The following is a 26956-nucleotide window of genomic DNA, read 5'->3' as shown; positions in this document are numbered from 1 at the left end:
CACCTCCTGCTCAGCGGTGGTTGGGTTGCGGTCGCCTAGCTGGGTGAGGAGGCTTAGCGCGGCGAGATTCGCCTCGATACGGGCTTTCTCGCCACGAGGGCTGACCTGGTTGGTTAGTCGGTAAGCAGGCCGGCTTCTTTCAACTCGTTCGCCCAGCGTGCGTTGTCCCCCCGCTTCGGGTCCAGGCTCGCTGGCGCTAGCCCGATCATCGCTTCCTCCACTTTCTCCCACGTCAGTACGTACGGGTCGATATCCAGCATCGAATCCTGACTCTTGAACGCTTCCTTGAAGTCGGCCACCGTCAGGCTCGGTGATTTGTCCCCGCCCGTCTCGGAGATGAATCGCATCACCCAGTCCCAAGACATTTCTTCCACCCGGGTCTCGGCCTGCTCGATCAGTTCGGCCCGCATCTCGGCTATCGCTTCCGGATCCTCCAGCTGATCCCCGCGTAATATCCAGTCCGACATGTCCCACCACTCGGTCATCCACTCCGAAGCGAGGATTGTCGGCAAGGGTTCGGGAAGGTCCTGATTCTTCCAAAACTCCAGCGATTCCTCGGCTTCGTACTCGTCCATGATCGCGGCTGCTTCGTATGCTGCTTCCATCCGGGCTGTCGCTGCCGCGGTCTGGCGCGCCGCCACCTGATCAAGGTAGTTCTCGCTGGCTGGCGGGTAGGCCGCTAAGAGCGCCTGCTCGAGCGCGTTCTGTGTCTCCAGCGTCGCTTCGTTGATGTTCGCTTCCAGATTCTGGCGGGTTTCCTTGCTCATGAGAGTCTCCTTGAGGAGTAGTGGTTGTTGTGTTGAGGTAGAAGGTCAGGTCGAAGAGGGCTTCTTGCCCACGCGAAACGGGCGTGCGTCGCACCATAGCTAGTGTCTCCATCCTCCCGGGCGCTACCCGGGAATTGTTTTTTGGGGTCACTAGTTAGTGCGTGTGCAAAGCACACCGGCTTTTCCGTTTTAGGGGTTGCGGGCCGCGGCTGCAATGAGTGGCGTGAACATGAGGATGATCAGGATGGGGAACAGGATGGTCCACATAATCCCCCGCAAAATCCCGAAGAAGATGCCGTGCATGTAAATCTGGTAGCCGAATACAAGGAAAAAGAACACGAAGTACCATCCCCAGCTCGACCCGTACTGGTCGGGCATGGAGAAAGGCGCCATGATCGCGAACAATATTCCAGTAAACAGGAAGCCGGTGCGGTAGTGGCGCCGAATCCACGAAAACGTGCGCATGATTCGGCTCCTCGGGCGGGCTGGCTCTGGAATGTAGACGCTGGCGTCGTAGGTCGGGTACCCGTATGCCAGGTCTGGCGGTAGTGGCGGGTAGGTGTTGGTTGATTGGCTCATTTTTCTATTTCCCCTCTCCCCAAGGCTGGTTGTGATACTATACTACAATAGGCTTGTGGGGTTGCTCCTACCTGCTATTTCGTGGTTGCAATAGCTCCAACTCGCCATACTTCCCTGTCTTTGACAAGGCGGAAGTTGTAGAACGCCGTCGTGGGGTTTCCTTTCCAGCTGCTCTCGCTCGTCGGGGTGATGGTTACTTGGCGGTCGGCATAAGCGACATCGACGGCTGCGGCTGGTGGGGTTTGTCCCCACAGTGGCTCGACGGCAACGCTTGTGTATGCGTCGTTTGTTTTGAGGGTTTCCCAGGCCGCTCCCCCACGCACCTGTGCTTCTTCGCTGGGTTGGAGAGACTCAGTGAGATAGGGACTCGCACGCTTATAAGCGTCGAGCGGGCTGGTATCGGTTCGGGAGTCTTGGCATGAAAGCAAGAGCGCGACGGTGTCAGCGACGCTTTCCGCATCCGCCTCGTTGACGGTCGGTGCGTTTGTGAGGCAGCGTGGCATCATTGCGGCCGGCGACGCCGGAGCGGGCATGGTCGGTGCTGTGTCTGGTTCGGGGTGGGTGCAGCCAGCGGCCACCACAAGCACCAGCGTCGCAAATAAACCGATGGTTCTGTTTTGTGTTGTCATTATGGGATCCTTAGTGCTTGCGGGAACATGTGGTCAGAGGCTTCGCCCCACCCGAGTGGGTAGGTATTCACACCGTATCCTGGGGCTGCGTCAATAAATTCGCCATTACCGACATAGAGCGCGACATGCGTGATGTAATCAACATCGGGGTCGACGCTTGTTGATTGGAAAGCGAGGATGTCGCCGGGCTGGAGATGTACGACGTCGGCGGGCACATAAGTGCCACCAAACTGGGTGGCGCTGTAGAGTGCGTTTTCGCATTTACGCCGGGCCGGTGTCTCACCAGGGATAGACATGGGTAGGTCAATGCCGCGTCCGTTCTTATATGCGGCCCACACTAGCCCGCAGCAATCAAAGCAGTCGGGTCCCATGCTCCCGCACGCCCCGCTGCCTTCCCCGCGGTAGGGTTTGCCGCGTTGGGAGATAGCCCAGGCAACAACCGCGCTATTCGAGCCACCCGCGGCGGTCGGTGCGTAGCGAGTCGCCGCTAGATTCTTGATTTTCTCCACATAACTCATCGTTTCGGGGTAGGGCGGGATACCACCAAACGACTGGACAGCGCCCAGGCCGGCGTTGTATGCGGCTAGGGCGAGATCGACGGGGTCGCCTTTCGCTCCCCCGCTGGCTACGAGGTCTTTCGTGCCGCTAAGGAGGTCACACATATAGTGGCCCTGGGACCAGATCGAGTCGATGGGGTTGTTGATATCGGCGACTCCGTCCCCGTCGCCGTCTTTACCGGCTGCTGCCCAGGTGGTGGGCATGAATTGGGCGATACCTTGAGCACCCGCACTCGATACCGCTAAAGGGTTCCAGTTTGATTCGGCTTCAATCTGCGCCGCAAGCAAAGCCGGGGTGATGCCTTCACAGATACCACCGGCGCGTGCGACCACGGCGGCGTATTCGGGTGGGATATTACTCGCAGCCCCAGTAAGGCTCGCGCTGCCTTTGCTATCGCCGCCCAGCAGGATAATCATGAGCGGGGCAAGCAAGGCAAGGAGTGCGGCTGCGCCTATATAGATAGTGCTTTTCACGAAAAGGCTCCTCTTAGTAGACGGTGATTGTCCCGGAATTCACAAGCCCGTCAGCGCTCACAGACCACGAATAGGTGCCAGGTTCCATAGTGATGCTGGCTTCGAAGGAGCCACTACCGGCGACGGTTTGGGATCCGAGTGATAGGGAGCGGCCGCCGACGGTCGCGTAGACCGAGACCGGGACCGCGCCGGTCGTGCTCACGTTCGCGCTGATGGTGACCGAACGCCCGCTAGAAGTAGCGCCGGCGGAGAGGTCGGTGACGAAGGCCGGCTCCGGGACCGGTGCCGGTTCAGGCGCGGGTACGGGCGCGGGCACTTCCTCTACTGGAGGCTGGTAGCCCGGTTGACGCTCTACTGGCTCTTCATGCCCGCCTTGAGGCGCGCTCCCACCCTCGCTCACCGGGGGCGGCGGGGGTGCTGTATCTGCTGGCGGTGCTGGCACGGCTGGCGTTGCCGGCAAGGCTGGCGAAGGCGCTTCGGACGGAGTGCTCCGCGCCGGCGGCGTTGCCGTAACACTAGGCACTTCCGGGGCAGGCATAGCCTTGTCTTCATCGGTGCTAGCGAGGAGGAGGTGTGCGAGGTATCCAGCCGCTAACGCCAAGACCAAAGCAACAATCGCAGCCAAGGATTTTAGGACACGGGAGCGTCTGTCGCCCTCCTTGTCATCACCGGAAGTAGCGGTTTCTTCCGTGGGTGCTGGAGGGATGGTGGGTGGGCGCTGAACCACCGGCAAACTCACCGTGTCCGTTAGGCGTGCCGAGCGGAGTTGATTGCTCAAGCGCTGGTTTTCCGCCTCCAGTTCGGCAAGTTTGCGAGATTGTTCGGCGTTTTGTGCCTGTACTTTTTCCAGGGCGAGACTGGCGGCTGCTAGCTCGGTGTGTAGATCCCGCACCTGACTGGCAACCGTGTTGCGTTCCCGCTTTAACCGGTCTTTATCTGCCTCGAGTGTTTGGGCGTATTCGACGCGCTCGTCTAACACCTGACTGAGTCGAGCCTGTTCTTCACGGGCTTGTGCAAGCTCAAGACGCATAGCCTCAGCCTGTTCACCCTCTTGCGTACCTTCCTCTATCTCACGCCGGAGTGCTTCCAATTCTTGGCGCTCGACGGCTCGCGCGTCTCGCTCTGTGGCCAGGCCTTGCTCAGCCTGCTGGAGAGCCGTGGCCTTCTCAAACAGCACGGCCTGGGCTTGCTCGAGCTGGCGGAGAGCATTACTCAATTTCTCACGCTCTTCAGCATTCTGGAATTCCAGCCCTTCTGCCCGAGCGACCTCTTCTTCCAGTCGGGCAGACAGGGCCGATACCTGGACCCGGGTCTGTTCGAGCTGCCCCGCAAGACCACTGTTGGCGGTCTTGAGTTTCTCGTTTTCTTCTTTTGCTTGGGCTAGATCTTGCTGGCAGGCAGTGAGGGCTTCACGGGTCACCTCGGCATCGCCAAGCGATTGCTGTAAGGCTCGGTTTTGTTCTTCAAGTTCACCTACCCGCAGTTGTGCCGCGTCCAGTTCATTACGGGCTTCTGCCAGTTCGGTTTCTAGTGCCGAGCTAGCGGCCTGGGCCTGCTGTAAAGCAAGGTTATGTGCGGCTACTTGTTCTTCCCACACAGTGCGCTCGCTCGCATAGGCGGCTTGGAGGTCTGCATATTCTTGACGGACCTGACGAACCTCTAACTCAAGGCTGTCGCGTTGTTCTTCGGCTTGTGTTGCTGCCCGCTGAGCACTTTCAAGGCTCGCTTCCAAGCCATCAAGTTGAGCAACTAAGTATTCGCCCTCATGCTCGGTGGCGGCGTAAGCGTTTCTGAGCGTTTCACACTCTGCCTCCAGACTTCGTTTTTCCAGGGACAGGCTGGCGTATTCCCGCTCAAGGAGACGCAAACGCCCATCTTCTAACGTGCCCACAGGGGCGGGCGGAGTGGCATCAGTAGTTTCCGAGTGTACTGGGACTTCTGACGACGATGCGCCCTCCCCCGCGGCCGTATCCGCTGGCACTGCTGGCACTGCTGGCACTGCTGGCACTGCTGGCACTGCTGGCACTGCTGGCACTGCTGGCACTGCTGGCACTGAGCATCCTTCCGGTTTCCATTCCTGGCCGTCAATCCGTATATGTCCGCCCGGGGAGACAACGGCGACCGCGCCGTTGTCGAGGTTGATTGTGATTGGGGCATGGAGTGCCATGCTCGCGGCGGCTTCCAACCGCGCGGTATCAGCCTTAGATAACTGCATCACTCCTCCTCACCTATTTCAGGTTCCTTCTCACCGGGTCTGTAGCTACGCCAGGTCCCGTTGCGTTCGTGTTCTTTCATGCGGTTCATGAAGCTGGCGAGCATGGTCCAGCCGGCATTGCGATCCATGCCAGCTTGGCTGGCGTTGCCGGAGTTGCTGGCGGGTGTCTCCTCGCTGGCGTTGCTGGCCTGGTTTTCTTCTGGCTGCATTACTCACCCACCTCCTCAGACGCGCTATTGGTTGGCTGATCATCTGGGATGGTCAAGTCAGCTAGGGAAGGCGTTTTGGTGAGGATTTCGCGGATGTAGGTCTTGCGTTTCTCGCAGGCGAGGTCCATGCCTTTTAGGTGCTGGTATTCCGCGTAAGCATCCCATACAGGGGCACTCTCGTCGTGCTTGTAGTCGAACTCTTCTCGGGCTTCCTCATATTCTTCATAGGCGGAACCCGCTTCGCGGTCGTATTCCTCGCTCTTACGAGAAAGCCGAGAAAGAATCTGGCCCGCTAGGTCTTCACGCGCGGCGGTAATAATACGAGCGGTCCATGCCTCGAAAACAGCGTCGGCATCGCTCGTGAGCTTCCCGACCACTTCCGTCATGTCGTAGTCGGTCTCGTTCAACCCTTGCTTTTCCAGGCTTTCCAGCCCGGCTTTGATCACCGCTTGCCGGACCGCGTAGCGCACGTCGTGGGTGGTTAGCTTCGAGGATTGATCTAGGTAGTACATGGTGGTTTTCCTTTCAGTCTTGGGTTTAGATGTTGCCTTTGGGCGCAGCACCGGCAACAACCGGTACGACATTCGTGTACTTTTCTACGCGGGCGTTGAGAATCGCGGTTATCCATTCGGAGAGTGAGATGCGGTTGCCGGTGGCGCAGTCGGCGAGCCAAGCGCCCCGGATGCGGTCAGCGTCTTCGCGGGGGAGGCGGATGGTGATTTTCGCGGTCTGCTGGCTGCTGGCCTTGCCAGCGGTGCCAGCGGTGCCAGCGGTGCCAGCGGTGCCAGCGGTGCCAGCGGTGCCAGCGAGGATGATATCTTCTCCACCCGCAACGATAGGGTTCGTAATCGGTGCTTTCTTGAGCGTTTGCATAGCGGCGGTGTCAGGCTTTTTCATTACTGTTCTTCCGTTTCTGTTTTGTGCGTGTCTTTGACTTTGTCGAGGTGTTTGATCGCCCGTTCGAGTTGGGCGTAGGTTTCGTTGAGCGTGAAGTACAGATCAACGAGCTGCTGGTCGCTGCCGTGTTTGATGATGTCGTTGCCCGACATTCTCCAGGGGTCGGAGTCCAGGCGCATTTCGAGCAGGGTTGCGTTTGATGCTGCTGCGTGCCAGAGCGTCACGGTATCGTTTGCGATCATGTTCCGGAAGTTGATGTCGTGGGGGTTGGTAAGCAGGCGGAGCAAGGTTTTCTTCGTCATTTTCATGGCGGTCTCCTTACAGAGCGGTGCTGCCATTGCTGGCATTGCTGGCATTGCCAGCAGATACGGCCACGCCAGCAGGTGCGGCAGCGCCAGCGGATACGGCGTTGCCGGCGAGTGTGGCTTGTAGGGTCTTGAATGCTTCCTCAATCAACGGGTCACCGCCATTTATTGGCGTGTGGTTAGTTGCGGTGTGGGGGAACGCTTCCCTGGCCGGCATATACCGAGCGAGAAGGTAGTCTCCGTAGGTTGCTTCTAGCTCGGTGAGCCATTTCCGGGTGTCGAGGCGGCCTCGTTGGTATGCGTTCACGAGGATGCCAGCAAGCTCCAGACCACCGTTGTAGAGGTTTTTGATTGTGGCGATGGTGGTGATCATCTCCGCAACCCCACCACAGGCAGTTTCCCGCGCGGTCGTCACGATCAACGCGGTATCTGCGGCGACGAGCGCGCCGGTCGTGAGCATCCCGAGGCTTGGTGGGCAGTCCACCACGATCACGTCGTAGACATCGCTTAGGGGTGCGAGGATTGCCTTCAGCCTATATTCCCGCCCTAAGGCGGTGTCATTTTCCCGATCCCACAAAGCTCTATCGGCGGGGAGTAGGTCAATACCCCAACCAGACACCGGCAGGATTGCTTGGCGGGCGGTTTCGGGTGGCGCGCCGGCGGCGGTCGCTGCGAGCACGTCATTGAGTGTCAAAGTATCGGCATCTACTTCGACGCCGAGCGTCGTCGTCGCGCTCCCTTGCGGATCGGCATCCACAAGCAACACGCGGGCACCGGCGGCGCGCGCGAGGCGGTGTGCGAGATTCGTGGCAATCGTCGTTTTACCGACGCCACCTTTCTGGTTACAGATAGCAATAATCATTGGTTTTCTTTCTCTATAGTCCTGGGATGTGGGTTGGTGCTGGCATGGCCAGCGTGGCCGCATTTGCTGGCATTGCCGTACCCGCTGGCATTGCCGTATCCGCTGGCAGCGGGGCACAGTATTTGTAGCGGTCTTGACGCGCGCCGAGCATTGCGTTTCGCATCGCATGGGGATCGGAACCGACGTAGCGTTGGGTCGTTGCTACTGATTCGTGCCCGAGGAGGTCTTTCACGGCCATAATGTCGTGGCCCTCAAGATAAGCGCGGGTTGCGAACCGGTGCCGGAGAGTGTGGAGAGTCCAGGGGTCGGGGAGTTCCCGGCGGGCGAGTCTTCCGATCCACGCTGCGGAGAGATGTCCATTCTTGCTTCCTGGGAATAGCCATGTTCCAGTCATGTTGAGTATTTCTTCCATCTCTAGATAGATATCTGTGGGGAGGGGAACCATGCGGGTTTTTCCTCCTTTGCCGCACACTTGGAGGCAGTATCCAAGGAGGTCTTTTCCGACGTGTTCTTTTTTGATCTGGGCAATTTCGTTGGCTCTTAGTCCGACCTCACCTGCGAGGCGGAGGATGAGCTGGGTTCGGGGAGGCGCGCCGTCGAGCGCGTCTTCATATACGGCTTCCGGTGTCGGCCGTGCCGTTGCTCGTAGCCGGTGCACAGGCCCGAGCACTTTTGCTGGGCTGTCTCCTTTGGAGAACCAGTCGAAGAAAGCTCTTACCGCGATGTAGTAGCCGTGCCGGGTTTCGGGGGCTATTTCTTTGCCGCTTGCCCAGTCGATGATGTCTTGTTCAGTGACCTCATTCGGCGGCTTATCAACCGTTCTTGCGAAGCTTCTCAGGGTTGCGGTGCGGTACGCGCGAGAACTTTCGCGGTGCCCAGCGAGAGTTTGAGTCTTTCCCCAATCGCAAAGTGCTTCTTCCCATCCTGCGGGAACGTTCCATTTGTTAAGTTTGTTCATGCGTACATTTTTCAGTTTTGCCTCAATGGCTAGGCGGAAAGATTGAACTTTTCTCCGCCCTATAGTTCACTTTTAGCGAACGTGGTGAAAATGTCGCATTATTTTAAAAAGGGTGGGGTGAGCCAAGCAAGTAAACCAAGGGTTGTGGGTTCGAATCCCACGGGGCCTACCATTTTCTTCGTTCGCCGAAGGGCACTACTTCACAGTTCGCCCTGGCCACGCAGCTGGTACACACCAGGCTCTTTATCTTCCCAAAATCCCGTGGATCCTAGCAGGAGCGCCTGGCCATCGACGAGCGTGCCCGGAGCCGGAGCAGGATCGATATCGCCCGGCAGAGCGAGCGTAATCAAGAACCCGCAATCTACTTCGCAGCGCCACCATTTTTGACCGGTTAAAGCATTGGCAACCAGTTCCGCAGTACGAACCGTTCCGCGCAGGATAACGTCCGGGGTGAGGTTATCCACCTCACCAGCCTCAAATTCTTCACCATGTATCGCAAGGCTCACACTGAGAATCAGTTGATCGCCCACAAGAGGATCGTCCTTCGCCACCGGCCGCATGACGCCGTTATCATTAACTTCGCGGCCGCCGTTCCATTCCTCCCAGGAGGAATACACCGCCATCTTTTTGGCGACGGCGCTCAGCCGGTAGTCCTCATACCCGGTATATTCTTCGTCATCACCACTTTCCCACCTGTCATACATGAAGGGGTCATCCACATACGCAATGAGGGTGCGGGCAGGAACATCCGGATAGTCGGGCGAATAAAGCTCGAAGAGCGTTATGGTGTCATCCACCCGCACGCTCACACCGCTCCACCAGCCGCAGCCCCACCACCGCGCCAACAACCCCGCACAGGAACACCATTTTCAGTACGGTGAGTTGCTCGACTCCGCGCGCGGCAGCAATTGCCACGGTGAGCACCGCGCCGGTCCCCGTCCACACTGCGTAGGCCGTGCCGAGCGGAATCTCGCGTAGCGCCCGCGAGAGCCCCCACATGGAAATGACGAGCGCGCAGGCAAATACTAGGGCCGGCACCGGGCGGGTGAGCCCGCGCGAATCACCGAGCGCCGTCGCCCATACGGCCTCGAAAATACCGGAACCTACCAGAATCGCCCAGGCCATCAGCTCACCACCTTGAGTCCCACCACCGAAGCGACGAGCACACTCAGCAGCAATACGCGAGCGCGCGAGGTGCTTTCCTGGCCGCTCAGCCAGCCGTACAGCACGGTGAGGCTCGCGCCCACACCTACCCAGACCGCGTAGGCCGTGCCGGTGGGGATCTCGCGCATAGCCCAGGCCAGGCCGAGGAGCGAGAGTGTTTGGGCCAGCACAAAGACCGCTACCGGCCCGCGCCGCGAGAAATGTTCAGATTTATCAAGGGCCGCCGCCCAGACGGTTTCAAGCGCCCCGGAGAACAGCAAAATTATCCACGCCATAGGTATTGTGGCCGTCTTTGCGCTGGGCGGGTACGGCTCCCTCGTCCGCGGCGGTTATTGCGCGCCCGCGGCCAGGCTAACACACGCGTCGGGGGAGTATCCTCGAAGCATGAATATCACCTCGCTCACCGTTTCCGGGCAACCGATTGCCGCATTCGATATCACCGCCACTCCGGAGCAGGGTTATTGCCTTGTTGCTATCACGTACGCGAACGGCTCGGAGCAGCGCCGTGTTCTTGCCGACGACGCCGCTCTCGTCCTTTCCGCGACTCCGGCCGCGGATGCAGCTGCGCTGGCGCTTCTCACCGAGGTGGGCGAGAGCGAGGTAGCCGAGAACGAAGTGGATCTGGAATCGCTGGCCGGGCAGCTGGTAGCTGTGGGAACCGCCCGCTTCCAGGCGGGAGTGTTGGGAGAGCCTACCGGCGGGCAGCTGGCGCTGCGGCCGGTGGCGCCGGGGCGGGTGAGCGAGCGGGATACTCCGCGTATTATCCCGGCCGAGATGCTTGAAGGGCGCGATCCCGCGGCGGTGTTCCCGCGCATTCCGGATGGTTTGCCCGATGCGTGGAATACGCCGGTGGGGCGTTTCACTCCCGAATATGAAGAACGTGCCCGGGTGGTGTGGGAGACGCTCACAGCGGCCGGCTACCGCCCCGAGTTCTGGTGGGCGGGCAGCGAGGATGGCGAAGTCATCGCAGTGCCTTTCGGGGAATGCGGGGAATCTTTCCTCGTCGGCATTGAGGAGCCGGAAGAACAGCGTGAGATCGACGCGCGAATTGCCGCTGGCGAGCTAGCTCAGTGGCTAGAAAGCGAAATTGACCTGCTGCGGCCAAATGAGTAGCGCGGCGGGTGGCGGCGTCGTCGTACTACCGCGCGCAGCGCGAGTCCAATGCCGCGCCGTAACGCACCGGCGCACTAATACCCGCGGCACAGACTGTTCTTCAGTAAGCTAAAGCTTGTGAAGGAATCAAAGAAGTCACCCTCCCTGATGGATCGGATTCGCTCGGCGGTGTCGCGGCGCGAACAGATTGAGCGCGTGGCCGAAGAGGCCGTGGAGCGTTACGCGAAGGACCCAGCCGATAGTAGCGGGCGTTCGCAGCGCACCGTTGTGGAGATTCATCCGGCCGGGGTGCAGCCGGTTCTTGTGACATGGGGCGTGAGCGCCTGGCTCCTCATCGGCGTGGTGATTGCCATCTGGGGTATTTTCCACATGGCGGCCTCGGTGCAGTGGGTGCTGGTGGCGGTGTTCCTCGGGCTGGTGATGACCTCGCTGCTCCATCCGATTGTCAATATTCTGGATCGGATTATGCCGCGGGCGCTGGCAACCGCGCTGGCTTTGCTCGGCCTGTTTGCGGCGCTGGGCGGGATTATTTACTGGATTGTTGATTCGGTGGCGAATCAGTGGTCGAGTCTTTCCGAGCAGATGCAGCGCGGCCTGGACGGGATTTTTAATTGGATTGCGGACGGGCCAATTCCGATTAATATTACGGTCGATGAGCTGCGCGCGGCCCTGAATGAGGGCATTGAACGCGCGGCCGCGTATCTGCAGGACAATGCGGGAAATATTGCGTCGACGGCGCTCTCGCAGGCCGGCACGGTTGCGCTGGCTTTCACCTTGATTGCGCTGGCGCTTTTCTGCTCGATTTTCTTCCTGGCGGCCGGGAAGAATATGTGGCTGTGGTTCATTAATGTGCTCCCGGATCGGGCGCGGCGGCGTACCCACGCGGCTGCTACCGCCGGGTGGTATAGCTTCTCGGGGTATGCGCGCGGCACGATTCTTATTGCGTTATGCGACGGCGTTATGGCCGCGATTCTCCTGGTGGCTTGCGGGGTTCCGCTGGCCGCTCCCCTGGCTGTGCTGGTGGTCATCGGTGCCTTTATTCCACTTTTTGGTGCCCCGGCGGCCATGATTATTGCAGCGTTGGTGGCTTTGGCCACGAAGGGTGTGGTTATTTCCTTGGTAGTGCTGGTGGGCGTGGCGCTCATTGGCCAGTTCGAGGGGCATGTGCTCCAACCGCTGATTATGGGGCATCAGGTTTCGCTCCACCCGGTCGTTATTGCGGTGGGCGTGACGGCCGGTACGTTCGTGGCGGGACTGCTGGGTGCGATTATTGTGATTCCACTTATTTCTATCGTGTGGGAAGTATTCAAGGTGCTGCGCCGTACCCCGGACAAGCCGCTTACGGAGCTCCCGGATCTGGATCTGCGCGATTTGGCGGGTACCGCGGTGGCGAAGCAGCTGCTGGAATACAACGCGAAGGAGCTCAATACCCGCGCGGAGGAATCGCCCTCGCCGGTCACGGCACGGGCGGCGTCGCACACCCTTGGTGGGGAGGATCGCGTACTCGATACCGCCGATATGAACTCCCCTACTCCCGCGGCTCCGGATCCGGATTACACCTACGATCAGCCTGATTTTGAGGTGGACGGGGAGGCACCCGGGCCTGATTACAATCCTGTGAAAGGATCGTGACCTCATACTGTTTGGGCAATGACGGTAATGAGGAGGATAACGAGGAGTGAACCGACCGTAGTGATAATGACGGCGTCGCGAGCCATAGTGACGCCGGAACGGTAGCGATGCGCGTAAACAAACACGTTGTTGGCGGTGGGGAAGGCTCCGATGATGGCGATGGCCATGAGGGCTTCGCCGCGCGCGCCGAGGAGATAACCAGCCCCGAAGGCAATAAGCGGCCCGAGGACGAGCCGGCAGAAGATGCCGAGCATGAGGGGTGCGCTTTCGCGTCCGAAGCGGGGCAGGTGCGCCCCGCGTAGGGACATTCCCATAGCCAGCAAAATAATGGGAACGTTCGCACCTGCCATTTTGGTGAGCGGTGCGGAGATGAGTTCCGGAATGGGTATTTCGAGGAGGGCGACCATAAGCCCGGCGAAGACCGCGATGAGTAGCGGGTTTTTGAGGCGGGAGAGGATGGTGCGCCACAGCCCTTCGGTTTTCTTCCCGGTTTGGTTGTCGAGGATGGAGAAGAATACCGGCACCATCACGAGGATTTGGAAAAGCAGGATGGGGGCGGCCGGGGTGGGGTCGCCGGTGATGGCCACGAGGAAGGCCACGCCCAGGTTGCCGATATTGGTATAGCAGGCAACGAGCGCGCCGACGGTGAGTTCGGTTCCTCGGCTTTTGAGCAGGGTGGCGGCCAGGGCTGTATAGATGAGTCCGGTTCCTACCGAGGAGATGATATTGGCGAGCCCGTTGACACCGAAGAAGGAGGCCGGGTCGGAGTTCGCGAGGGTGGTGAACATAAGTGCCGGCAGGGTGGTGTAGAAGACGAGCTGAGTGAGGGTGCGGTCGCTTCCCGGGGGCACGATTTTGCAGCGCGCGACGAGGTAGCCGACGAGCATAATCGCGATAATCACCCAAAAGTTGAGCAGTACAGAGGCCATAACAGCACTAGTGTAGACAGACTTCTTCAGGTGTGAGGGCGCGTCTCGAGCGCGCGGTGCGGCAGCGCAGCAGTGCGACGGTGTAGCAGCGCAGCGCAGCGCAGGGCGAGCCTATGTCCAGACGGCGGTGGCACGCAAAGCGCGATGGTCGGAGAGCGGCAAGAAGAGGTTTTCCGCCGCGCGCACATCTACCCCGGTTCCGAGGATATGGTCGATTTGGCTTTCCGGCTCATCGGAGGGGTAGGTGAGGGCTTCGGCAGCCGCTTCATATCCGGTGGCGGCTAGGGGTACATCGCAGCCGCGGATATTGAGATCCCCAATAATGAGGCGCGGGGCCTTCTCCAGACCGTGGCGCTGGGCGAACCCGGCGAGGGCTCCGGCTACGGTGCGTAGTTGCGTAACGTTGAGGCGGTACGTGTAAGTGAGGTGCGTTGCAGCGACGACGACGGAGTACCCGGGCGCCACTTTAATTTCCGCAAGGATCGCAACCCGGGGGATTTCACCAATCCCGATATTTGTCCGCAGGGTTTTCAGCCATGTTTCTTGCTGGTGGACGGGGAGGTTGATGACTTCACGAGCGCCGATGGGGTAGACGGAGAGGAGCGCAGTGCCAACGCCGCGGGCCTGCCCTTTTTTGGTGGAGCGGAGCCGGCCGCGTTCATTCTTGGTGGGCGCGAAAATGGCTTCGTGGTAGTTACCTGCGGCGAGGAGGGGTGCGTAGAGGTCCCCTCCGGCAGTGGTGACTTTGAGTTCTTGGAGGGCGAGGAGGTCCGGGCCAGCGGCGGTGATCTGCCGAATGGCTTTACTAATGGATTCGCGCTGCCATGTCACTTTGTCCGTGCCCGGGCGCGGGCGCCGTGAGGGCTTACCTTGCTGGAGGTTTGCGGACATGACATGAAGGCTCGGCATGGTTTCTCCTTTGTCGCGACCCGGTGGACACCGCCACCCCGGGAAGAGCCCCCGTTGGCCGCGGTGTGCAACACCGGTGATTCTACCGAATCTATGCGGTGGTGGACGTGCTTGCGGGTTTGGATAGTGGCCCGGACGCGGGCGAGGGCTGGGAGCCGGATGCGGGCTCAGTTTCGGGTTCGAAGGTGAGTGCTACGGAGTTCATGCAGTAACGCTGCCCAGTAGGGGTATGAGGTGCATCTGGAAAGACGTGCCCGAGGTGGGAATCGCAGGTGGCACAGCGGACTTCAGTGCGCGGGTATCCGAGTTTGTAATCAACGTCTGTTCGCACGGCATCACTGCGGGAAGGGTCATAGAAGCTGGGCCAGCCGCATCCGGCATCGAATTTGGTGGTGGAGCGGAAAAGTTCTGCCCCGCAGGCCCGGCACCGGTAGATACCTTCGCGTTCTTCGTTCAGGAGTTCGCCGGTGAAGGGCGCTTCGGTTCCGGCTTGGCGCAGGACCGTGAATTCTGCTGGGGTGAGAACCCGGGCCCATTCTTCATCGCTTTGCGGGAGCATCCGTGCCATGTGCTGTCCTTTCTTCAGTTTCCTTATTGTTGTCAGGTTGCTTTGTGGCGTCAGTTCCATCTGTTTCTTCGGAAATGGCCGGGAATACCGCGGTGGGAGGAGCCGATGATTCTGCTGGGACTTTGCCGGTTTCGTGAATAGGTTCTTGCTGACCGGTGCGGCGCGCGGCATTATGTTCGCGCTCCGCCAGAACTTCGGCTCCCGGCCCGGAGAATTCTTGGCCGCGCTTTTCTGCTTGGATAGATCCGGTGAACAGCGAAGCTTCGTGACCTTCCCGGATGCGGGTGGCCGGGCCTTCCGTGCCAGCCGTACTTGCGGGGCGGCTTGCTACGGGTACCCGCTCCGGGCGTACCGCCGCTTCGATATCAGCTGCGGAGAGGATCCGGGTTTCCCGGTAATCCTGCGGGTCGAAGGTGGTATCCGCGTCGCTTTGTTCCTGGGCACCGATGGAGGTGCGGGTGACTTCGCGAGCTGCAGGCTTGGCCGGCTCCCCCGACTCCCCCGACTCCACAGACGCGCATCGCGCGGATTCCTCGGCCACGACTTCCTCAGCTTCTTCAGCCTTAGCTTCGCGTGATTCGCCAGCCGCATCTCTTCCGCGCTGTTCCACATCGGATTCTGCCTGCTCCGCATCACTTCCCGCGGGAAGAGCACCGAGAGTGGGAGATTCAGCGGCGTCGTTATAAAAACGGGTGTGCGGGAAAGCATCCGGGGCGTTGTTTTGCAACCACACGATGAGCTTTTCGCGCACGTGGTTTCGCAAGTCGGTAAGTTCGCCGGGCGAGGAGGCGGAAACAATCGCGGAGACTTGCAGGCCGTTCGCGGTGGAGGCATCCCCCACCACGAGGGTGCCGGTGTCGCCATCCCAGAGGTCAGTATGAGCGAGGATACGGTCAAGTTCGGCACGTAGTTCCGCTATGGGAGCACTCCAGTCCAGCTGAAGGACCACCGAACCCATGATGTCCAGATCGCGCCGGCTCCAGTTTTCGAACGTGGTGGAAGTGAGTTTATTGGAAGGCACAATGAGACGCCGGCCGTCCCATACTTTGAGGACCACGTAGGACAGCGTGATTTCCTCAACAGTGCACATATTCCCATCCCAGATGACGATGTCATTGACACGAATGGAATCTGAGAAGGCCAGCTGCAGCCCAGCGAAGAGGGTACCCAGGGTGGATTGCGCAGCAATACCAACAACCAGGGAGATCACGCCCGCGGATGCGAAAAGTGAAGCGCCGGCGGCTTTTGCACCCGGGTAAGTCATGAGCATGGCAGCCAGGCCGATCACGATAATGAGGGCCACCGCTAAGCGCCGCAAAATCTGCAGCTGCGTTTGGACCCGGCGATAGCGCGTTTCAGCCACCCGCTCCACGAATTTGAGGTACGAGCGCGCTGCACCGTTGACCACACCAACAAGAAGCCAGGTCAGGCCCGCGATAATGAGGAGGAGCAGCAGGTGTTTGAGCACGGGCGACCAATTGGGCCGATCCTGTTCTGGGAAATTCTCCATGTAGGAGAACAATCCAAAGCGGGCACCCACCACCGCAAGTGTGAATTGCGTGGGTACTTGAATGCCACGCACCACATCAATCAGCCCGGTATGGCGCCGGAAACCGGCTTTGACCACCGCGACAACCACCACCGCGATCACCCAGCCGATAAACGCACCTAGCAAGCACACCCCGAGTAGCTGCGCGATATCAACCGTGGCGGCGACGGCCTGTTCCGCGACTTCGTGCAGATCCGAGGTGGGGGTGGGTTCCGGAGTGGGCACCTCAGTTTCCGCCCGCACCAAGGGCGCGAGCACGTGAGATTTCCAGGCGGCCAAGGCCCCCGCGAGTACCGATGCGTTCATGTCTGAAAGCCTAGTAGGTGCTTGCGACAGAAAAAGCGGCGTCGAACTTCTTTCGCCTCCGGCGTGAGATAACTGCGAGGCGCGTACGTAGCGTCTATCTGGTACGACGCCGCCCGCACGCAGCGTGGTCACTTCCCGGAATGCGCGAGTTACCGCGGAAAACTAGGTTGGTGATCGAGAACACTCTCGTTCAATTTGCTAAGACCTGGAATCCTACGTAAGCTTATACCCGTTCCCTCAGCGGGGACGCTTTGAGAACAACGTTCTTGAGCCCCCATCGTCTAGAGGCCTAGGACGCCGGACTTTCACTCCGGTAACACGGGTTCGAATCCCGTTGGGGGTACGCGATGGTTATTTGCCTAGCAAATGGCCCCGTAGCGCAGTTGGTTAGCGCGCCGCCCTGTCACGGCGGAGGTCGCGGGTTCAAGTCCCGTCGGGGTCGCGAAGGAAGAACGCCCGGGAAACCGGGTGTTTCTCTTTCGGCTCTGTAGCTCAGTTGGTAGAGCGTTCGACTGAAAATCGAAAGGTCACCGGATCGACGCCGGTCGGAGCCACCACCCGATCCCCTTGCTACAACAACAATTTCTCGCACTCACGCCACCTCCTTATCTTTGCTTTGGTGACCCAGTTCGAGATGCCTACCAAAAAGGGCTATAGGACAAAATGTGTTGGTTACGGTTTAGTAGGTTGGGTTCCATTTAGTCCCGTTGTGTAGATCGGTCCACACTGCTGGCACTGCTGGCACTGCTGGCACTGCTGGCACTGCTGGCACTGCTGGCACTGCTGGCACTGCTGGCACTGACCACGTGACTACCACGCCCGCCCATATCAAGGTGGCGGATCCGCTCACGAACGAAGGACTCACCACGATTCTCGCGTATTTGGAGGAGTGTGGGTGGGCCGACCAGGAGATTATTGACCGGCTCTTGATAGCTATTGAGGCGCGTACGCGCTCCCGCCTAGCGTTCCTGATCAAGCACAACTCACCTCTTGGTTTTAGAGAAGTGCTTGCTGATGTTTGTGCTCGGGTGTGGGAGATTATCCGCACCCAAACCCGCGATGTTATCGGGGCTGAGTTTGGGTGGGCGTATGTGCTGCGGGCAGCGGCCCGCCAGTATGAAAAGACTAACCGGGCGAGCACCTTTGAGTTGCCGACAGGTGATGAGACTCGTTTCGATGCCGCCGATGAGAGCAGCGCGGGCGCAGTTGGGAATTATGAGCATGGCTTTGATCAGGTCTTAGTGGAAGACATAACCGGCTGGAATGCCGGCATCCAGTTCCTTATCGGCGAGCTGGTCGCCCGCGTGGTTGACCAGGGTTTGGCGTGGCACGCGACTCGGCGGATGCTTGAGATTTGCACCCGGTGGGGGTTTCACGCCCGGATCACGAAAGCGCGTGAAGACGCTGAGCTGGCCCGGCTTGGGCTTAGCCCGAGAGTGATTGGTGCGTGGATGGGTCTTCTTAGTGGGGCGCGGCGCGCGGGTGAGGAAGGATCGTTCCTCTTGGGTTTCGCCCGCGGGCGGCGCACGTTTACCGAGCGGGAAGAATACCGGCTCCAACGTATCGTCAATGGCACCTGTCACCTCGGGTCGGGTGTTTCTTCCCCGAATGAATCTGGTTTGGGGGTGGCCTCGTGAACAAGTGCCCATTCGCTTATCGACATGGTGGTGACTATTTGACTAGCCCACACGATGCCGCCGGCTTCGCTGGCGGCGGCTCGCGCGTCTTCAATATTTGTATACCAGTGGGATTCTTGGACGAACGGCGGGAGGCGGTCGCGGGTTACCGCGTAGACGGTTTCGATGTTCGTTTCGACGTCACGCGGCCAGCCCAGATGGACTCCCGGTCGGGTGGGCGTTGTGCTCGTGTTCGTGTTCTTGTGCATGTGAATACTCCTTGCGTTGGGTGTTGTCCGTTTGTTTTGCGGTCTTGTCTTGCTAGTGGAGCGTGCACACACAACGCACGGGCGCGATTTGCGTCACATGCATCTGGGTGTGTGCGGCGCGTATGTCAGCCGGACCTCGTGGAGGTGTGCGTACATGCGTAAACACAAGATGAAACAACCAGATCGTGCCGGGCTTGCCCTGCCGTGGGGTCAGCTTCCTGACCTGCCAGGCGAAGGCACTGTCCTGCCGTGTGTATGGACTGATCCGAGCACGGCGGTGTTTGCGGTGGGTGCGAGTGGGGGCGTGGGTACCACCACCCTGGCGGCGCTGTGTGGGTTGGTTGATTTTGGGCGTGCGTGGCCGGTCTCAGCGCCGCAGGCGGCGAGGTGTGTGGTGGTTGCCCGCACCACCGCTACCAGCATGGCGGCGGCGCGTGAGTGTGCGGGCGCGGTCTTCGGTGGGCGCACGAATGGTGTCGAGTGTCTCGGGTTGGTGCTTGTTGCTGATCAGCCCGGGCGCTTGCCGCGCGAGCTAGCCCGGGCACGTGCTTTGACGGAGTCTGTGTTTCCGGCCGTGTGGCGCATCCCTTACAGCCAGGCAATACGGTGCGGGCGAGACGACCCGCAACTCGCCGTACATAAGGCCATCCAAGAACTGCGGGAACTCGCCGGGCTGCCAGAAGAATCGGAATTTTTTGATACCAACATCCCCGCTATGGGTGGGGATTCCCTAGATAACTAAAGGAGAAAACCACTATGTTTACCCAGCTATCAGCCCTGGAAGCCTACCTTCACGCGGCGCTTTTACCGCTTATTGAGGTGACACCGACTCAGCCCCCGGGAACGGAAAAGATCACCCAGATTCTCGGGTATGTGGCCTGGGGCGCAGGCGTGTTGTGTTTGCTCGGGATTTTCATTGTTGCGGGCAAGCTCGCCATCAACGCACGCCATGGCGAGGGCCTCGAGGAAGCCAAAGGCTTGCTCTGGGTCTTGGCGGCGCTGGTGTTGATTGGTTCGGCTACCTCGCTTATCGGCGCGTTCATCACCCTATAAGCAGCCCGCAGCAAAAAGACGAGAAACGGAATGGAGGGAAAGGCATGGGTAAAGAAACCAAGCCAGGCCGGAGCCTGGGTGTAGGACTAGCAATAGGCGGTTTGCTCGTCATTGCTGGCGTGGTGGCGGTGGTGTGGGCGCTCATCGCACCCGCGAATACTCACACAGAACCTACGCCCGGGCCGGTCCCCTCCATCCCCACCACCGCCGCGCCCGCGCCACCGGCGTCGGCAACACCTGAATGCGGACTCGACTTTGGCGACATGACGCTCCCCGACCGGAATTTCACGCCGGTCTGGCAGGACGGCCCGCTGGGCGTGCGGCTAGCAACCCTACCCGGAGCCGGCCCATGTGAGCAGACTCCGGTGGCGCGCGGGTATACGAACACCCCGAAGGCCGCGGTTTTAGCTGCACTCAACTACGTGAGCCTGTCCTCGGTCGGCGGCCCAAACGCACAAAAGGTTCTCAACGAACTCTTAGCAGACGGGCCAGACAAAAAGGTGTTGCTTGAGGCGGCGGGTGAGCTAGCCGGGCGGGTACTTCCCGCGCCGCGTTTGGTGGGTTTCCAGGTCTTCGACTACGACTTAGAGCGGGCTAGTGTCGGGGTGGCGTTCATGCTGGACGCTAAGCCTGGCGTGGTGTTTGGCCGTAGCCTTGACCTCACCTACGACAAAAAGGCGCAGATGTGGAGGGTGGTTCCGGTGGCGGACATGTCCACGGTCCTCACCGTGGTTGATCGGCCGCTTTCGACTGGGTGGGTGCTATGGACGCGGTAGCGTTTGCGGAGTTCCTGACTCCCGCACCGGCTTGGGTGCCCGGAGGCCCGGCACCCATGGTGTGTGTGACGGATGTGTGTGGGTGGAGTATTTTGAACCCGCTTGCCTGGGTTGGCAAGGGCATTGGAACCCTCGTCGGCTCCGTTGTTGAGTTGCTCGCTGAAGCAATGGCCGCAGCAAGCATGTGGCTCCTCGAATTTCTCGTAGGGTTTGTTTCCTCCAATCCGCGCCTGAATTTAAAAGATACGGAGGCGATCACGTGGATTCATGACTCGCTTTCCTACGCAACCGGTCTTTTTATGCTCTTGGGCGTGTTGGTGGGTGCGGGGTCGATGGCGTGGCATCGACGCGGCGAACCCCTACGCGACATGCTGGCCTCCGTCATCCAACTCGTCATCGTGAGCGGTGCGGGTGTGACGGTCGTCCAACTCCTCATGGAAGCATCTTCCCTTTTCTCAAGCTGGCTCTTGGCGTCGTCGGGGTCGATGGAGAGTGTTCAGGCTGCGATCAATGTCATGATTGATGAGGGCACAAATTTGGCGATCCTGACGATTTTCTTGCTTGCGGCGATGCTGCTCGGCACCCTCCTCGCCCTTATTTTGCTGTTGTGTCGGGATTCTTTCCTCGTGCTCCTGATCGGTATTCTGCCGCTTTCGGCAGCGGCCACCAACACCGCGGTGGGGCGGCAGTGGTTTGAGAAAACAAAAACCTGGATTATCGCTTTCCTGCTGTATAAGCCGGCGTTCGCCATCATCCTCTCTATCGGCATGCGCCTGATCTCTTCGGGTAGCCCGCCGACCATGACCGCGCGCGTTGAGCAAGCCTGCGGAACCTTCGACGAAGCGAAACTCGAGGAATACCAAAAATGCGTGCTCGAGCAGATGAAAGCCGCCATCGGAGACGACAGCTCCCTCACCAATTCCGTCACGACGATTCTCGTGGGTGTGGGTGTGCTTTGCTTGGCGGGGTTCGCGATGCCAGCCCTCATGCGTTTCGTCGTCCCCGCAACCGCCTCAATGAGTTCAGGCGCGGGGATGAGTGGTATCGCGGCAGGCCTCGGCGGAGCAGCGGGATCTTTGGTGGCGTCGGGCGCTATTAAAGTCGCCCGCGGCGGAGTCGCCGCAGCCCGTGGCGGTGTCTCGAAAGTCCGAGCCGCCCGCGCCACAAAAACAAGTGCCAGTAGCACGGCGAGTGGTAGTGGTGGTGTGGCTGCGACCGGCGCAACAACCACCGGAACCACCGGGACAAGCAGGACAGGCCCGGCTAGCCGGAGCGGCGCGGCTAGTGGCGCTACCAACGCACCCGCACCGAATACAAGCAGCGGGAAGAAGGTGTCGCGGCGTGCGCGGGCGGCGAAGAAGCAGGCACAGACCCCCACACTCCCACCAACCTCTACACAGCCGGTGTCGGCGGGTGGTCAGGCTAGCGGCGCTGCCCCAACCCCACCCGCAAAGCCGGCCTCACCGTTCGCCCTACCAACCAAACAGCCCGGCCGGGGCGCTTTCGATAAAGCCCGCGGGGTCGGCGCCTTCACATCGAATCTAGCCAGCGGCGCGGATAGTGAGAGCGAGGAAAACGCATGAGCACACCACGCACATACGGCCACTGGCGCAAGCCCCAAGCCCCCGGGATAGGCAGGCTCTCTGGTGCGCTGACTGTCGGTGTCTTCGCACTGTTAATTCTCATGGTGTTGGTGCAGATTATTGCCGGGATTATCCCCGCCCTGGTGCTCGGGACTATCTGCGGAAGTCTTGGTTTGTTGTTTGCCCGCAAAGACGCACACTCCGTGTCTTTGGCGGGGAAGATTGGAGAAAGAATGCGTTTCCTACGCTCCCGCAGACGCGGCGAGAACCTGTACCGCGGCGGACCACTCGGAGTCACCGGCGGCCCGTTCATGCTCCCGGGTATTCTCGCACCCACGAGGGTGGCTGATTTTGTGGATGGTTTCGGACGTGACTTCGCCGTCATCACAACCGGTAAAACTGGCACTTTCGCTGTCGTGTTCGCCTGTGAGAGTGAAGGAGCATCCCTCGTCACGCAAGACCAGGTCGACACCTGGGTCGCCCGGTGGGGGCAGTTTTTGGCGCGCTTAGGGGAAGAGCCAGGCCTGGTAGGTGCGAGCGTTGTCGTGGAATCCGCACCCGATACCGGCTCGCGCCTCCAGCGGGAAATCACCGCAAACAGAGCAGAAAACATCCCACCGCTCGCTGAACAGATGCTCAGCGAAGTAAGCCAGATATACCCGTATGGTTCCGCGTCCCTGCGGGCCTACGTGACGCTAACGTTTGAGAATCATCTGGGGAAGGGTAGCGGGAAGACACTCGACTTAGAACAAGCGGGCCAGGAGCTTGCCACCCGCCTCCCGTCCTTGTCTCAGGCATTGACTGGGACTGGTGCGGGTTTCGTGCGGCCTTTAGATTCCGCGGGGGTGGGGCGGGTAGTGCGCCTGGCGTATGACCCTGATGCGCAAGAGATTTTCGACGACGCACTCTCGAACAGCGAAAGCATCTCGCTCGATTGGAGCGAAATCGGACCCTCCGCTACCCAAGCTAACTGGGATAGTTTGGCCCATGATGGTGCGGTGTCGGTGTCGTGGGTTATGAGCGCCGCACCCCGCGGCATCGTCCAATCCAATATCCTTGCCTCGCTGCTTGCTCCGTCGCCTCGTATTGCCCGCAAACGCGTCGCCCTGCTTTATCGGCCTATCGAGGCCGGACGCGCGGGCGAGATCGTGGAGAAAGACAAAAACGCCGCCAGCGTGCGGGTGTCTTCGTCAACGAATGTGCGGGCACGCGATGAGGTTGCCTTGGCTCACGCTATGGCGTCGGCGGCCGAGGAGGCCGCCGGCGCCGGGCTAGAGAATTTCGGCATGGTCATTACCGCAACTAGCACGCGCGGGGATGACGTCAAGGACATGGTTGATGCGGTCGGGTCGTTGGCCTCGAGCGCTCGGATTCGGATCCGTAAATGTTTTGGTGGGCAAGACTCGGCTTTCGCTATCTCACTGCCTTTGGGGATTATGCCAGGGCGCTATTCCGTGATTAGTGAGAGTGTTCGGGAGGCACTATGAGCAAACAGAGCAATACCGCGGCCATACTGAACGGGCGGGTGCCTGGTTCGCGGGGGTTCACCGGACGCGGAGGCGGCCGCCAAGCATACGTGCCCGCACTCCCACAATGGCGCGGCACCTCGGTGCAGGTATGTGGCCTCTGGCCGTTTGCTAGCGGTGCGCCAGCACCCTTGATTGGGGTGCCGTTCGGCCAGTGCGAGAAAGGCGGCAGCTTGTCGCCGGTCTGTTTCGACCCGATCTCCTGGTTTAGGGCGGGCATGATCTCCAACCCCTCGATGTTCGTCCTCGGCCTGCCCGGCCTCGGCAAAAGCTCCGCGGTCCGGCATATCAGCTTGGGTCTGGCCGGCTTCGGGGTTTCCACAATGGTTCTCGGTGATTTGAAACCGGATTATGTGGATTTGGTGGAGGCTATGGGTGGCCAGTGCATCACCATCGGACGAGGCGGAGTGAGCCTGAATCCACTAGACACCGGAAACACGCCCGCAGCCGCCAGCCAACTCACCGGCCAGGCTCGCCTCGATCTATTGAATTCCGCTCATGCGCGCCAGCTCACCATGCTTTCCTCCCTTGTTGAGCTGGTGCGCGGGGGACGTATTACCGACCGCGAAAGGACTATCCTTGACCGGGCCTTGCGGGTGTGGGATACCCATAATCCGGGTAGCGTGCCGGTAATCGGCGACATCCTCACTATTGTTCGGGCAGCCCCAGACGACGTACGACTCGCGGCACTTGATCGCGGCTCCATCGACCGCTACCTAGAAGTCACGGAGGCTCTCGAGGCGTCGCTCATGGCTTTGTTGGGTGGGCGTTTTGGGCAGATATTCGCCGCCCCCACAACAACGCCTATGCGGATGGACCGTAGCGTGGTCTTCGACGTCTCCGCGGTGTCGGGTGCGGATGAAGCATTACAGGCCGCAGTGTTGCTGGCGTGTTGGTCGTATGGCTTCGGAAATATCACGACGGCGAACATGCTCGCCGACGCCGGTATAGCTACGCGCCGGTTGTTTTTTGTGGTCATGGACGAACTCTGGCGCGTCCTCCGGGCGGGGGAGGGCATGGTCGACTCCGTCGACGCACTCACCCGCCTCAACCGCCAATGGGCGGTAGGCCAGGCCATGATCACCCACACCATGAGCGACCTCGAGGCCCTAGCCAGCGAGCAAGCCCGAGCGAAAGCCCGCGGGTTTGTCGAGCGTGCCGGCGTTTGCTTGCTCGGCGGGCTGCCCGAGCGAGAAATGGGTTTACTTCGCGGTGCCGTAAGACTGAACAGCGCTGAGGAAGACGTACTCACGTCCTGGCAGGATCCCGGGAGCCTCGACCCGGATACCGGCAGGCTGTCTGCGCCGGTTGGGCGCGGGCGGTTCTTGATCAAGGTCGGCCGGCAGCCCGGCATCCCCGCCGAATGCGTACTCACGCCTTGTGAGCGTGATTTGTCTGATACTTCTTGGAGATGGCATGAATAACAACAATAACCACTACCACCGCCCCATTCCGCGCCGGGTGTGGTTCTCGATCAGCCTCGGGATCCTTTCTACCCTCTATGCCGGACTCTTGCTCGCTTCTTTTGCGACCGGGGAGGACATCCCCACCTACCCGTTCAGCATGATGGCCGCTCTACTTAGCGGACAAATAACAGCCAAAACATTGACCCTGGGCATCTTTTTCGCGATTATTTTCGCTGATCTGACCGGGCGGGCCACCTGGCATCTCCTGCGCTACCTCACCCGGGCCGGACAACAGCGAGGCGACAATACGACTGGGGATAGGTCATGAGTAATAAGCCCGGAACGACCGGCGACGTCGGCACGCTAATCGCAACGCTCGGTGCTATCGGCGTCGGCGTGTGCCTGTGTTTATCCTTTTTCCTCGCCGGCCTCATCACCGGCGAAGCCGTACCGTTTAACCCGCTAGTGCTCATCATTTACCTGGCGACTGGCAAGCTCCACGTGAGCAGCATGACATGGGTAGTGGCAGCTCTCTTTGCGTGCATTGTCCTAACTATCGCCGGCCTGATCTCTTGGCGTGTATACCGGGTGCGGGGGCGGCGGGCACGAGGAGACAACAAAGCCAGATTGACCGGCGGACGCTCTGCTCGCCAAGCCCTCCAACGCACTGTCGTTGCCGAGAAAGCCCAGCGCCTCGGCATCACAGGAGATAACCCCGTAGGTTACAAGCTCGGGCGCGCGGTAGACACCGGCGAACTACTCTACGGGGACTACGAGAGTGTCTCGCTCATGCTCTCCGGGCCGCGCGGTGGTAAAACAGCCGGCTACGCGATTCCTTTGCTTCTGGAAGCGCCGGGAGCGGTGTTGGCGACGTCGAATAAACGTGACCTCGTTGACGCCACCCGCTATGCCCGCGAGCAACTGGGTGAGCGGGTGTGGGTGTTTGACCCCTGCAATATCCTGCAAAAACCCGGGGGCATGTGGTGGAATCCCCTCACCTACCTCACCAACGCTGCTTATGGCGGGAGCCTCTTCTCACGCGCCACCCACCTAGCAAAAGTTTTGGGGGATGCAGCTAGGGCTGGCATGTCGACTAAAGCCTATGACAGCTTTTGGGATGGCGGCGGGGAACAAATCCGCGCGTGTTTGCTTGCTGCGGCCGCGCTCGAGCACCGCTCCATGGCCGACGTCTACACCTGGGTGCAATCCACCCTGGATGAGACCCCTATCGACATTCTTCGTAACCACGGGATGGGCGAACTCGCTGCGCTACTCCGTGCACAAATGGACCTCCCCGCCGTCACGAAAGGCGGGATGTGGGCACATGCTCGTAGTGGTTTGGAATGGGTGGGCGACCCCGAAACCAGGACGTGGTGGGATGGTGGCGGGGCAGAATTCGATCCAGCTATGTTCGTGCAAACCCGCCAAGCGCTTTATTCGATGTCCGTTGACGGCGCAGCAATCGCACCCTTGGTTGCGGCCCTGACGGCCGTGACGTGTTTGGCGGCTGAAAACTACGCACAGAGTCAGCGCGGCGGGCGGCTTGCTACGCCCATGATGGTCGTGCTCGATGAGGCAGCGAACGTGTGCCCTTGGCGGGAGTTGCCGCGGCTTTATTCCCATATGGGTTCGAAAGGCATCTGCCTCCACACGATTTTGCAGTCCTGGTCGCAAGGGGTGAGCGTGTGGGGTGAAGCAGGGATGAATATGTTGTGGTCGGCGGCGAATAATGTTTTGTATGCGGGTGGGGTGAAAGAGACCGAGATCCTCGCGAAAATCTCGAAGCTCATCGGCACCTATCGCACCTCCCAACGCTCGACCTCCATGTCGAAGGGGGTGCGATCGACCTCCATCTCCCAAAACTCGCTCGAGGTCCCTATCGCTAGTGAAGCCGAGCTAGCGGCGTTGCCGGCGTGGCGGGCCTGGCTTTTCGCCTCAAAATCCCGCCCCACCCTCATCAAGCTCCTCCCCTGGTTCGAGGGAGAAAAGAAAGAACTCGTGAAGGAATCTATTACCCGCTACGGCTCGAACGCCACACCGACCAACACCGTGCCTGGTGGGGTGCGGGATGCCTGGAACAACTAACCAACCATATTTTTCATCAA

General features: G+C 60.2%; 29 protein-coding genes and 3 tRNA genes. 14 read left to right on the top strand and 18 right to left on the bottom strand.

Going from position 1 to position 26956, the window contains the following annotated elements; all coding sequences use genetic code 11:
* Positions 1-113: 113 nt before the first annotated feature.
* The 14 genes from ACTFPK_RS01470 to ACTFPK_RS01405 form a co-directional block, all read right to left on the bottom strand.
* Complete coding sequence (locus ACTFPK_RS01470; protein ID WP_274733747.1) at positions 114-767, bottom strand: hypothetical protein; 654 nt, start codon at positions 765-767, stop codon at positions 114-116.
* A gap of 189 nt (positions 768-956) precedes the next feature.
* A complete protein-coding gene (locus tag ACTFPK_RS01465) occupies positions 957-1232 on the bottom strand; it encodes a hypothetical protein (RefSeq protein WP_274733749.1) in 276 nt (91 codons plus the stop codon).
* Between the two features lie 188 nt (positions 1233-1420).
* Positions 1421-1975, bottom strand: coding sequence for a hypothetical protein (locus tag ACTFPK_RS01460; protein WP_274733751.1), 555 nt, complete (start codon positions 1973-1975; stop codon positions 1421-1423).
* A complete protein-coding gene (locus tag ACTFPK_RS01455; RefSeq protein ID WP_274733753.1) occupies positions 1975-3006 on the bottom strand; it encodes a C40 family peptidase in 1032 nt (343 codons plus the stop codon). Before ACTFPK_RS01455 ends, ACTFPK_RS01460 begins: the two co-directional genes overlap by 1 nt.
* A gap of 13 nt (positions 3007-3019) precedes the next feature.
* Positions 3020-5221, bottom strand: a complete 2202-nt coding sequence (locus ACTFPK_RS01450) for a hypothetical protein (RefSeq protein WP_439910930.1) — start codon at positions 5219-5221, stop codon at positions 3020-3022.
* Complete coding sequence (locus tag ACTFPK_RS01445; protein ID WP_274733757.1) at positions 5221-5430, bottom strand: hypothetical protein; 210 nt, start codon at positions 5428-5430, stop codon at positions 5221-5223. Before ACTFPK_RS01445 ends, ACTFPK_RS01450 begins: the two co-directional genes overlap by 1 nt.
* Positions 5430-5942, bottom strand: a complete 513-nt coding sequence (locus ACTFPK_RS01440; RefSeq protein ID WP_274733759.1) for a hypothetical protein — start codon at positions 5940-5942, stop codon at positions 5430-5432. The genes ACTFPK_RS01445 and ACTFPK_RS01440 overlap by 1 nt, the downstream gene beginning before the upstream one ends.
* A gap of 25 nt (positions 5943-5967) precedes the next feature.
* Positions 5968-6327, bottom strand: a complete 360-nt coding sequence (locus ACTFPK_RS01435) for a hypothetical protein (protein ID WP_435727986.1) — start codon at positions 6325-6327, stop codon at positions 5968-5970.
* Positions 6327-6635: a hypothetical protein gene (locus ACTFPK_RS01430; RefSeq protein WP_274734106.1), complete on the bottom strand. Its 309-nt coding sequence runs from the start codon at positions 6633-6635 to the stop codon at positions 6327-6329. Before ACTFPK_RS01430 ends, ACTFPK_RS01435 begins: the two co-directional genes overlap by 1 nt.
* A gap of 10 nt (positions 6636-6645) precedes the next feature.
* Positions 6646-7494, bottom strand: coding sequence for a ParA family protein (locus ACTFPK_RS01425; protein WP_274734107.1), 849 nt, complete (start codon positions 7492-7494; stop codon positions 6646-6648).
* Positions 7495-7507: 13 nt separating this feature from the next.
* On the bottom strand, positions 7508-8452 hold the full coding sequence (locus ACTFPK_RS01420) for a tyrosine-type recombinase/integrase (protein WP_274734109.1): 945 nt from the start codon (positions 8450-8452) through the stop codon (positions 7508-7510).
* A 200-nt stretch (positions 8453-8652) separates the two neighbouring features.
* Positions 8653-9261: a hypothetical protein gene (locus ACTFPK_RS01415; protein ID WP_274734110.1), complete on the bottom strand. Its 609-nt coding sequence runs from the start codon at positions 9259-9261 to the stop codon at positions 8653-8655.
* Positions 9242-9577: a DMT family transporter gene (locus ACTFPK_RS01410; protein ID WP_274734111.1), complete on the bottom strand. Its 336-nt coding sequence runs from the start codon at positions 9575-9577 to the stop codon at positions 9242-9244. Before ACTFPK_RS01410 ends, ACTFPK_RS01415 begins: the two co-directional genes overlap by 20 nt.
* On the bottom strand, positions 9577-9891 hold the full coding sequence (locus ACTFPK_RS01405; RefSeq protein WP_274734113.1) for a DMT family transporter: 315 nt from the start codon (positions 9889-9891) through the stop codon (positions 9577-9579). The genes ACTFPK_RS01410 and ACTFPK_RS01405 overlap by 1 nt, the downstream gene beginning before the upstream one ends.
* Positions 9892-10000: 109 nt before the next feature.
* On the opposite strand from ACTFPK_RS01405, the gene ACTFPK_RS01400 reads away from it, so the two are divergent.
* Together ACTFPK_RS01400 and ACTFPK_RS01395 are read left to right on the top strand one after the other, a co-directional pair.
* Entirely contained in the window at positions 10001-10729 is a 729-nt protein-coding gene (locus ACTFPK_RS01400; protein ID WP_126135798.1) for a hypothetical protein, read from the top strand.
* Positions 10730-10846: 117 nt separating this feature from the next.
* Positions 10847-12361, top strand: coding sequence for an AI-2E family transporter (locus tag ACTFPK_RS01395; RefSeq protein WP_274734114.1), 1515 nt, complete (start codon positions 10847-10849; stop codon positions 12359-12361).
* Positions 12362-12363: 2 nt separating this feature from the next.
* Here ACTFPK_RS01395 and ACTFPK_RS01390 read toward each other — a convergent pair whose 3' ends face one another.
* The 4 genes from ACTFPK_RS01390 to ACTFPK_RS01375 all read right to left on the bottom strand — a co-directional run bounded on the left by ACTFPK_RS01390 (position 12364) and on the right by ACTFPK_RS01375 (position 16622).
* Positions 12364-13290: an AEC family transporter gene (locus tag ACTFPK_RS01390; protein WP_274734116.1), complete on the bottom strand. Its 927-nt coding sequence runs from the start codon at positions 13288-13290 to the stop codon at positions 12364-12366.
* Between the two features lie 111 nt (positions 13291-13401).
* Positions 13402-14199, bottom strand: coding sequence for an endonuclease/exonuclease/phosphatase family protein (locus tag ACTFPK_RS01385; RefSeq protein ID WP_274734118.1), 798 nt, complete (start codon positions 14197-14199; stop codon positions 13402-13404).
* A gap of 91 nt (positions 14200-14290) precedes the next feature.
* Positions 14291-14767, bottom strand: coding sequence for a peptide-methionine (R)-S-oxide reductase MsrB (msrB, locus tag ACTFPK_RS01380; RefSeq protein WP_126135801.1), 477 nt, complete (start codon positions 14765-14767; stop codon positions 14291-14293).
* Positions 14739-16622, bottom strand: coding sequence for a mechanosensitive ion channel family protein (locus tag ACTFPK_RS01375; protein ID WP_274734120.1), 1884 nt, complete (start codon positions 16620-16622; stop codon positions 14739-14741). Before ACTFPK_RS01375 ends, msrB begins: the two co-directional genes overlap by 29 nt.
* A 270-nt stretch (positions 16623-16892) precedes the next feature.
* Between ACTFPK_RS01375 and ACTFPK_RS01370 the strand changes: the two genes are divergently transcribed.
* The 12 genes from ACTFPK_RS01370 (at position 16893) to ACTFPK_RS01315 (ending at position 26936) form a co-directional block, all read left to right on the top strand.
* Positions 16893-16965 (top strand) — tRNA-Glu (locus ACTFPK_RS01370).
* A 25-nt stretch (positions 16966-16990) separates the two neighbouring features.
* Positions 16991-17064: transfer RNA gene (locus ACTFPK_RS01365), tRNA-Asp, on the top strand.
* A 39-nt stretch (positions 17065-17103) separates the two neighbouring features.
* Positions 17104-17179 (top strand) — tRNA-Phe (locus tag ACTFPK_RS01360).
* Between the two features lie 249 nt (positions 17180-17428).
* Positions 17429-18259 carry a hypothetical protein gene (locus ACTFPK_RS01355; RefSeq protein ID WP_439910929.1) on the top strand — a complete coding sequence of 277 codons (831 nt, stop codon included), beginning with the start codon at positions 17429-17431 and terminating at the stop codon, positions 18257-18259.
* 402 nt (positions 18260-18661) lie between these two features.
* A complete protein-coding gene (locus tag ACTFPK_RS01350; protein ID WP_274734993.1) occupies positions 18662-19249 on the top strand; it encodes a DUF6668 family protein in 588 nt (195 codons plus the stop codon).
* 14 nt (positions 19250-19263) lie between these two features.
* Positions 19264-19560: a hypothetical protein gene (locus tag ACTFPK_RS01345; RefSeq protein ID WP_274733723.1), complete on the top strand. Its 297-nt coding sequence runs from the start codon at positions 19264-19266 to the stop codon at positions 19558-19560.
* A gap of 44 nt (positions 19561-19604) precedes the next feature.
* Positions 19605-20336, top strand: a complete 732-nt coding sequence (locus ACTFPK_RS01340) for a hypothetical protein (RefSeq protein ID WP_274734995.1) — start codon at positions 19605-19607, stop codon at positions 20334-20336.
* Positions 20324-21919 (top strand): hypothetical protein, encoded by a 1596-nt coding sequence (locus tag ACTFPK_RS01335; RefSeq protein ID WP_274736511.1) that lies wholly within the window; start codon positions 20324-20326, stop codon positions 21917-21919. The genes ACTFPK_RS01340 and ACTFPK_RS01335 overlap by 13 nt, the downstream gene beginning before the upstream one ends.
* Entirely contained in the window at positions 21916-23406 is a 1491-nt protein-coding gene (locus tag ACTFPK_RS01330; protein ID WP_274734997.1) for an SCO6880 family protein, read from the top strand. Before ACTFPK_RS01335 ends, ACTFPK_RS01330 begins: the two co-directional genes overlap by 4 nt.
* A gap of 212 nt (positions 23407-23618) precedes the next feature.
* Positions 23619-24869, top strand: coding sequence for an ATP/GTP-binding protein (locus tag ACTFPK_RS01325; RefSeq protein WP_274734998.1), 1251 nt, complete (start codon positions 23619-23621; stop codon positions 24867-24869).
* The gene (locus tag ACTFPK_RS01320) at positions 24862-25179 is read left to right on the top strand and encodes a hypothetical protein (RefSeq protein WP_274734999.1); all 318 of its coding nucleotides are present in this window, start codon (positions 24862-24864) and stop codon (positions 25177-25179) included. Before ACTFPK_RS01325 ends, ACTFPK_RS01320 begins: the two co-directional genes overlap by 8 nt.
* Positions 25176-26936, top strand: coding sequence for a TraM recognition domain-containing protein (locus tag ACTFPK_RS01315; protein ID WP_274736510.1), 1761 nt, complete (start codon positions 25176-25178; stop codon positions 26934-26936). Before ACTFPK_RS01320 ends, ACTFPK_RS01315 begins: the two co-directional genes overlap by 4 nt.
* The last annotated feature ends 20 nt before the right edge of the window (positions 26937-26956 follow it).

Source organism: Actinotignum sp. UMB0459 (genome assembly GCF_051905915.1).
In the GTDB taxonomy this organism is placed as follows: domain Bacteria; phylum Actinomycetota; class Actinomycetes; order Actinomycetales; family Actinomycetaceae; genus Actinotignum; species Actinotignum sanguinis.
The sequence above is the reverse complement of the archived record's forward strand: the minus strand, read 5'-3'. Positions and strand labels throughout refer to the sequence as shown.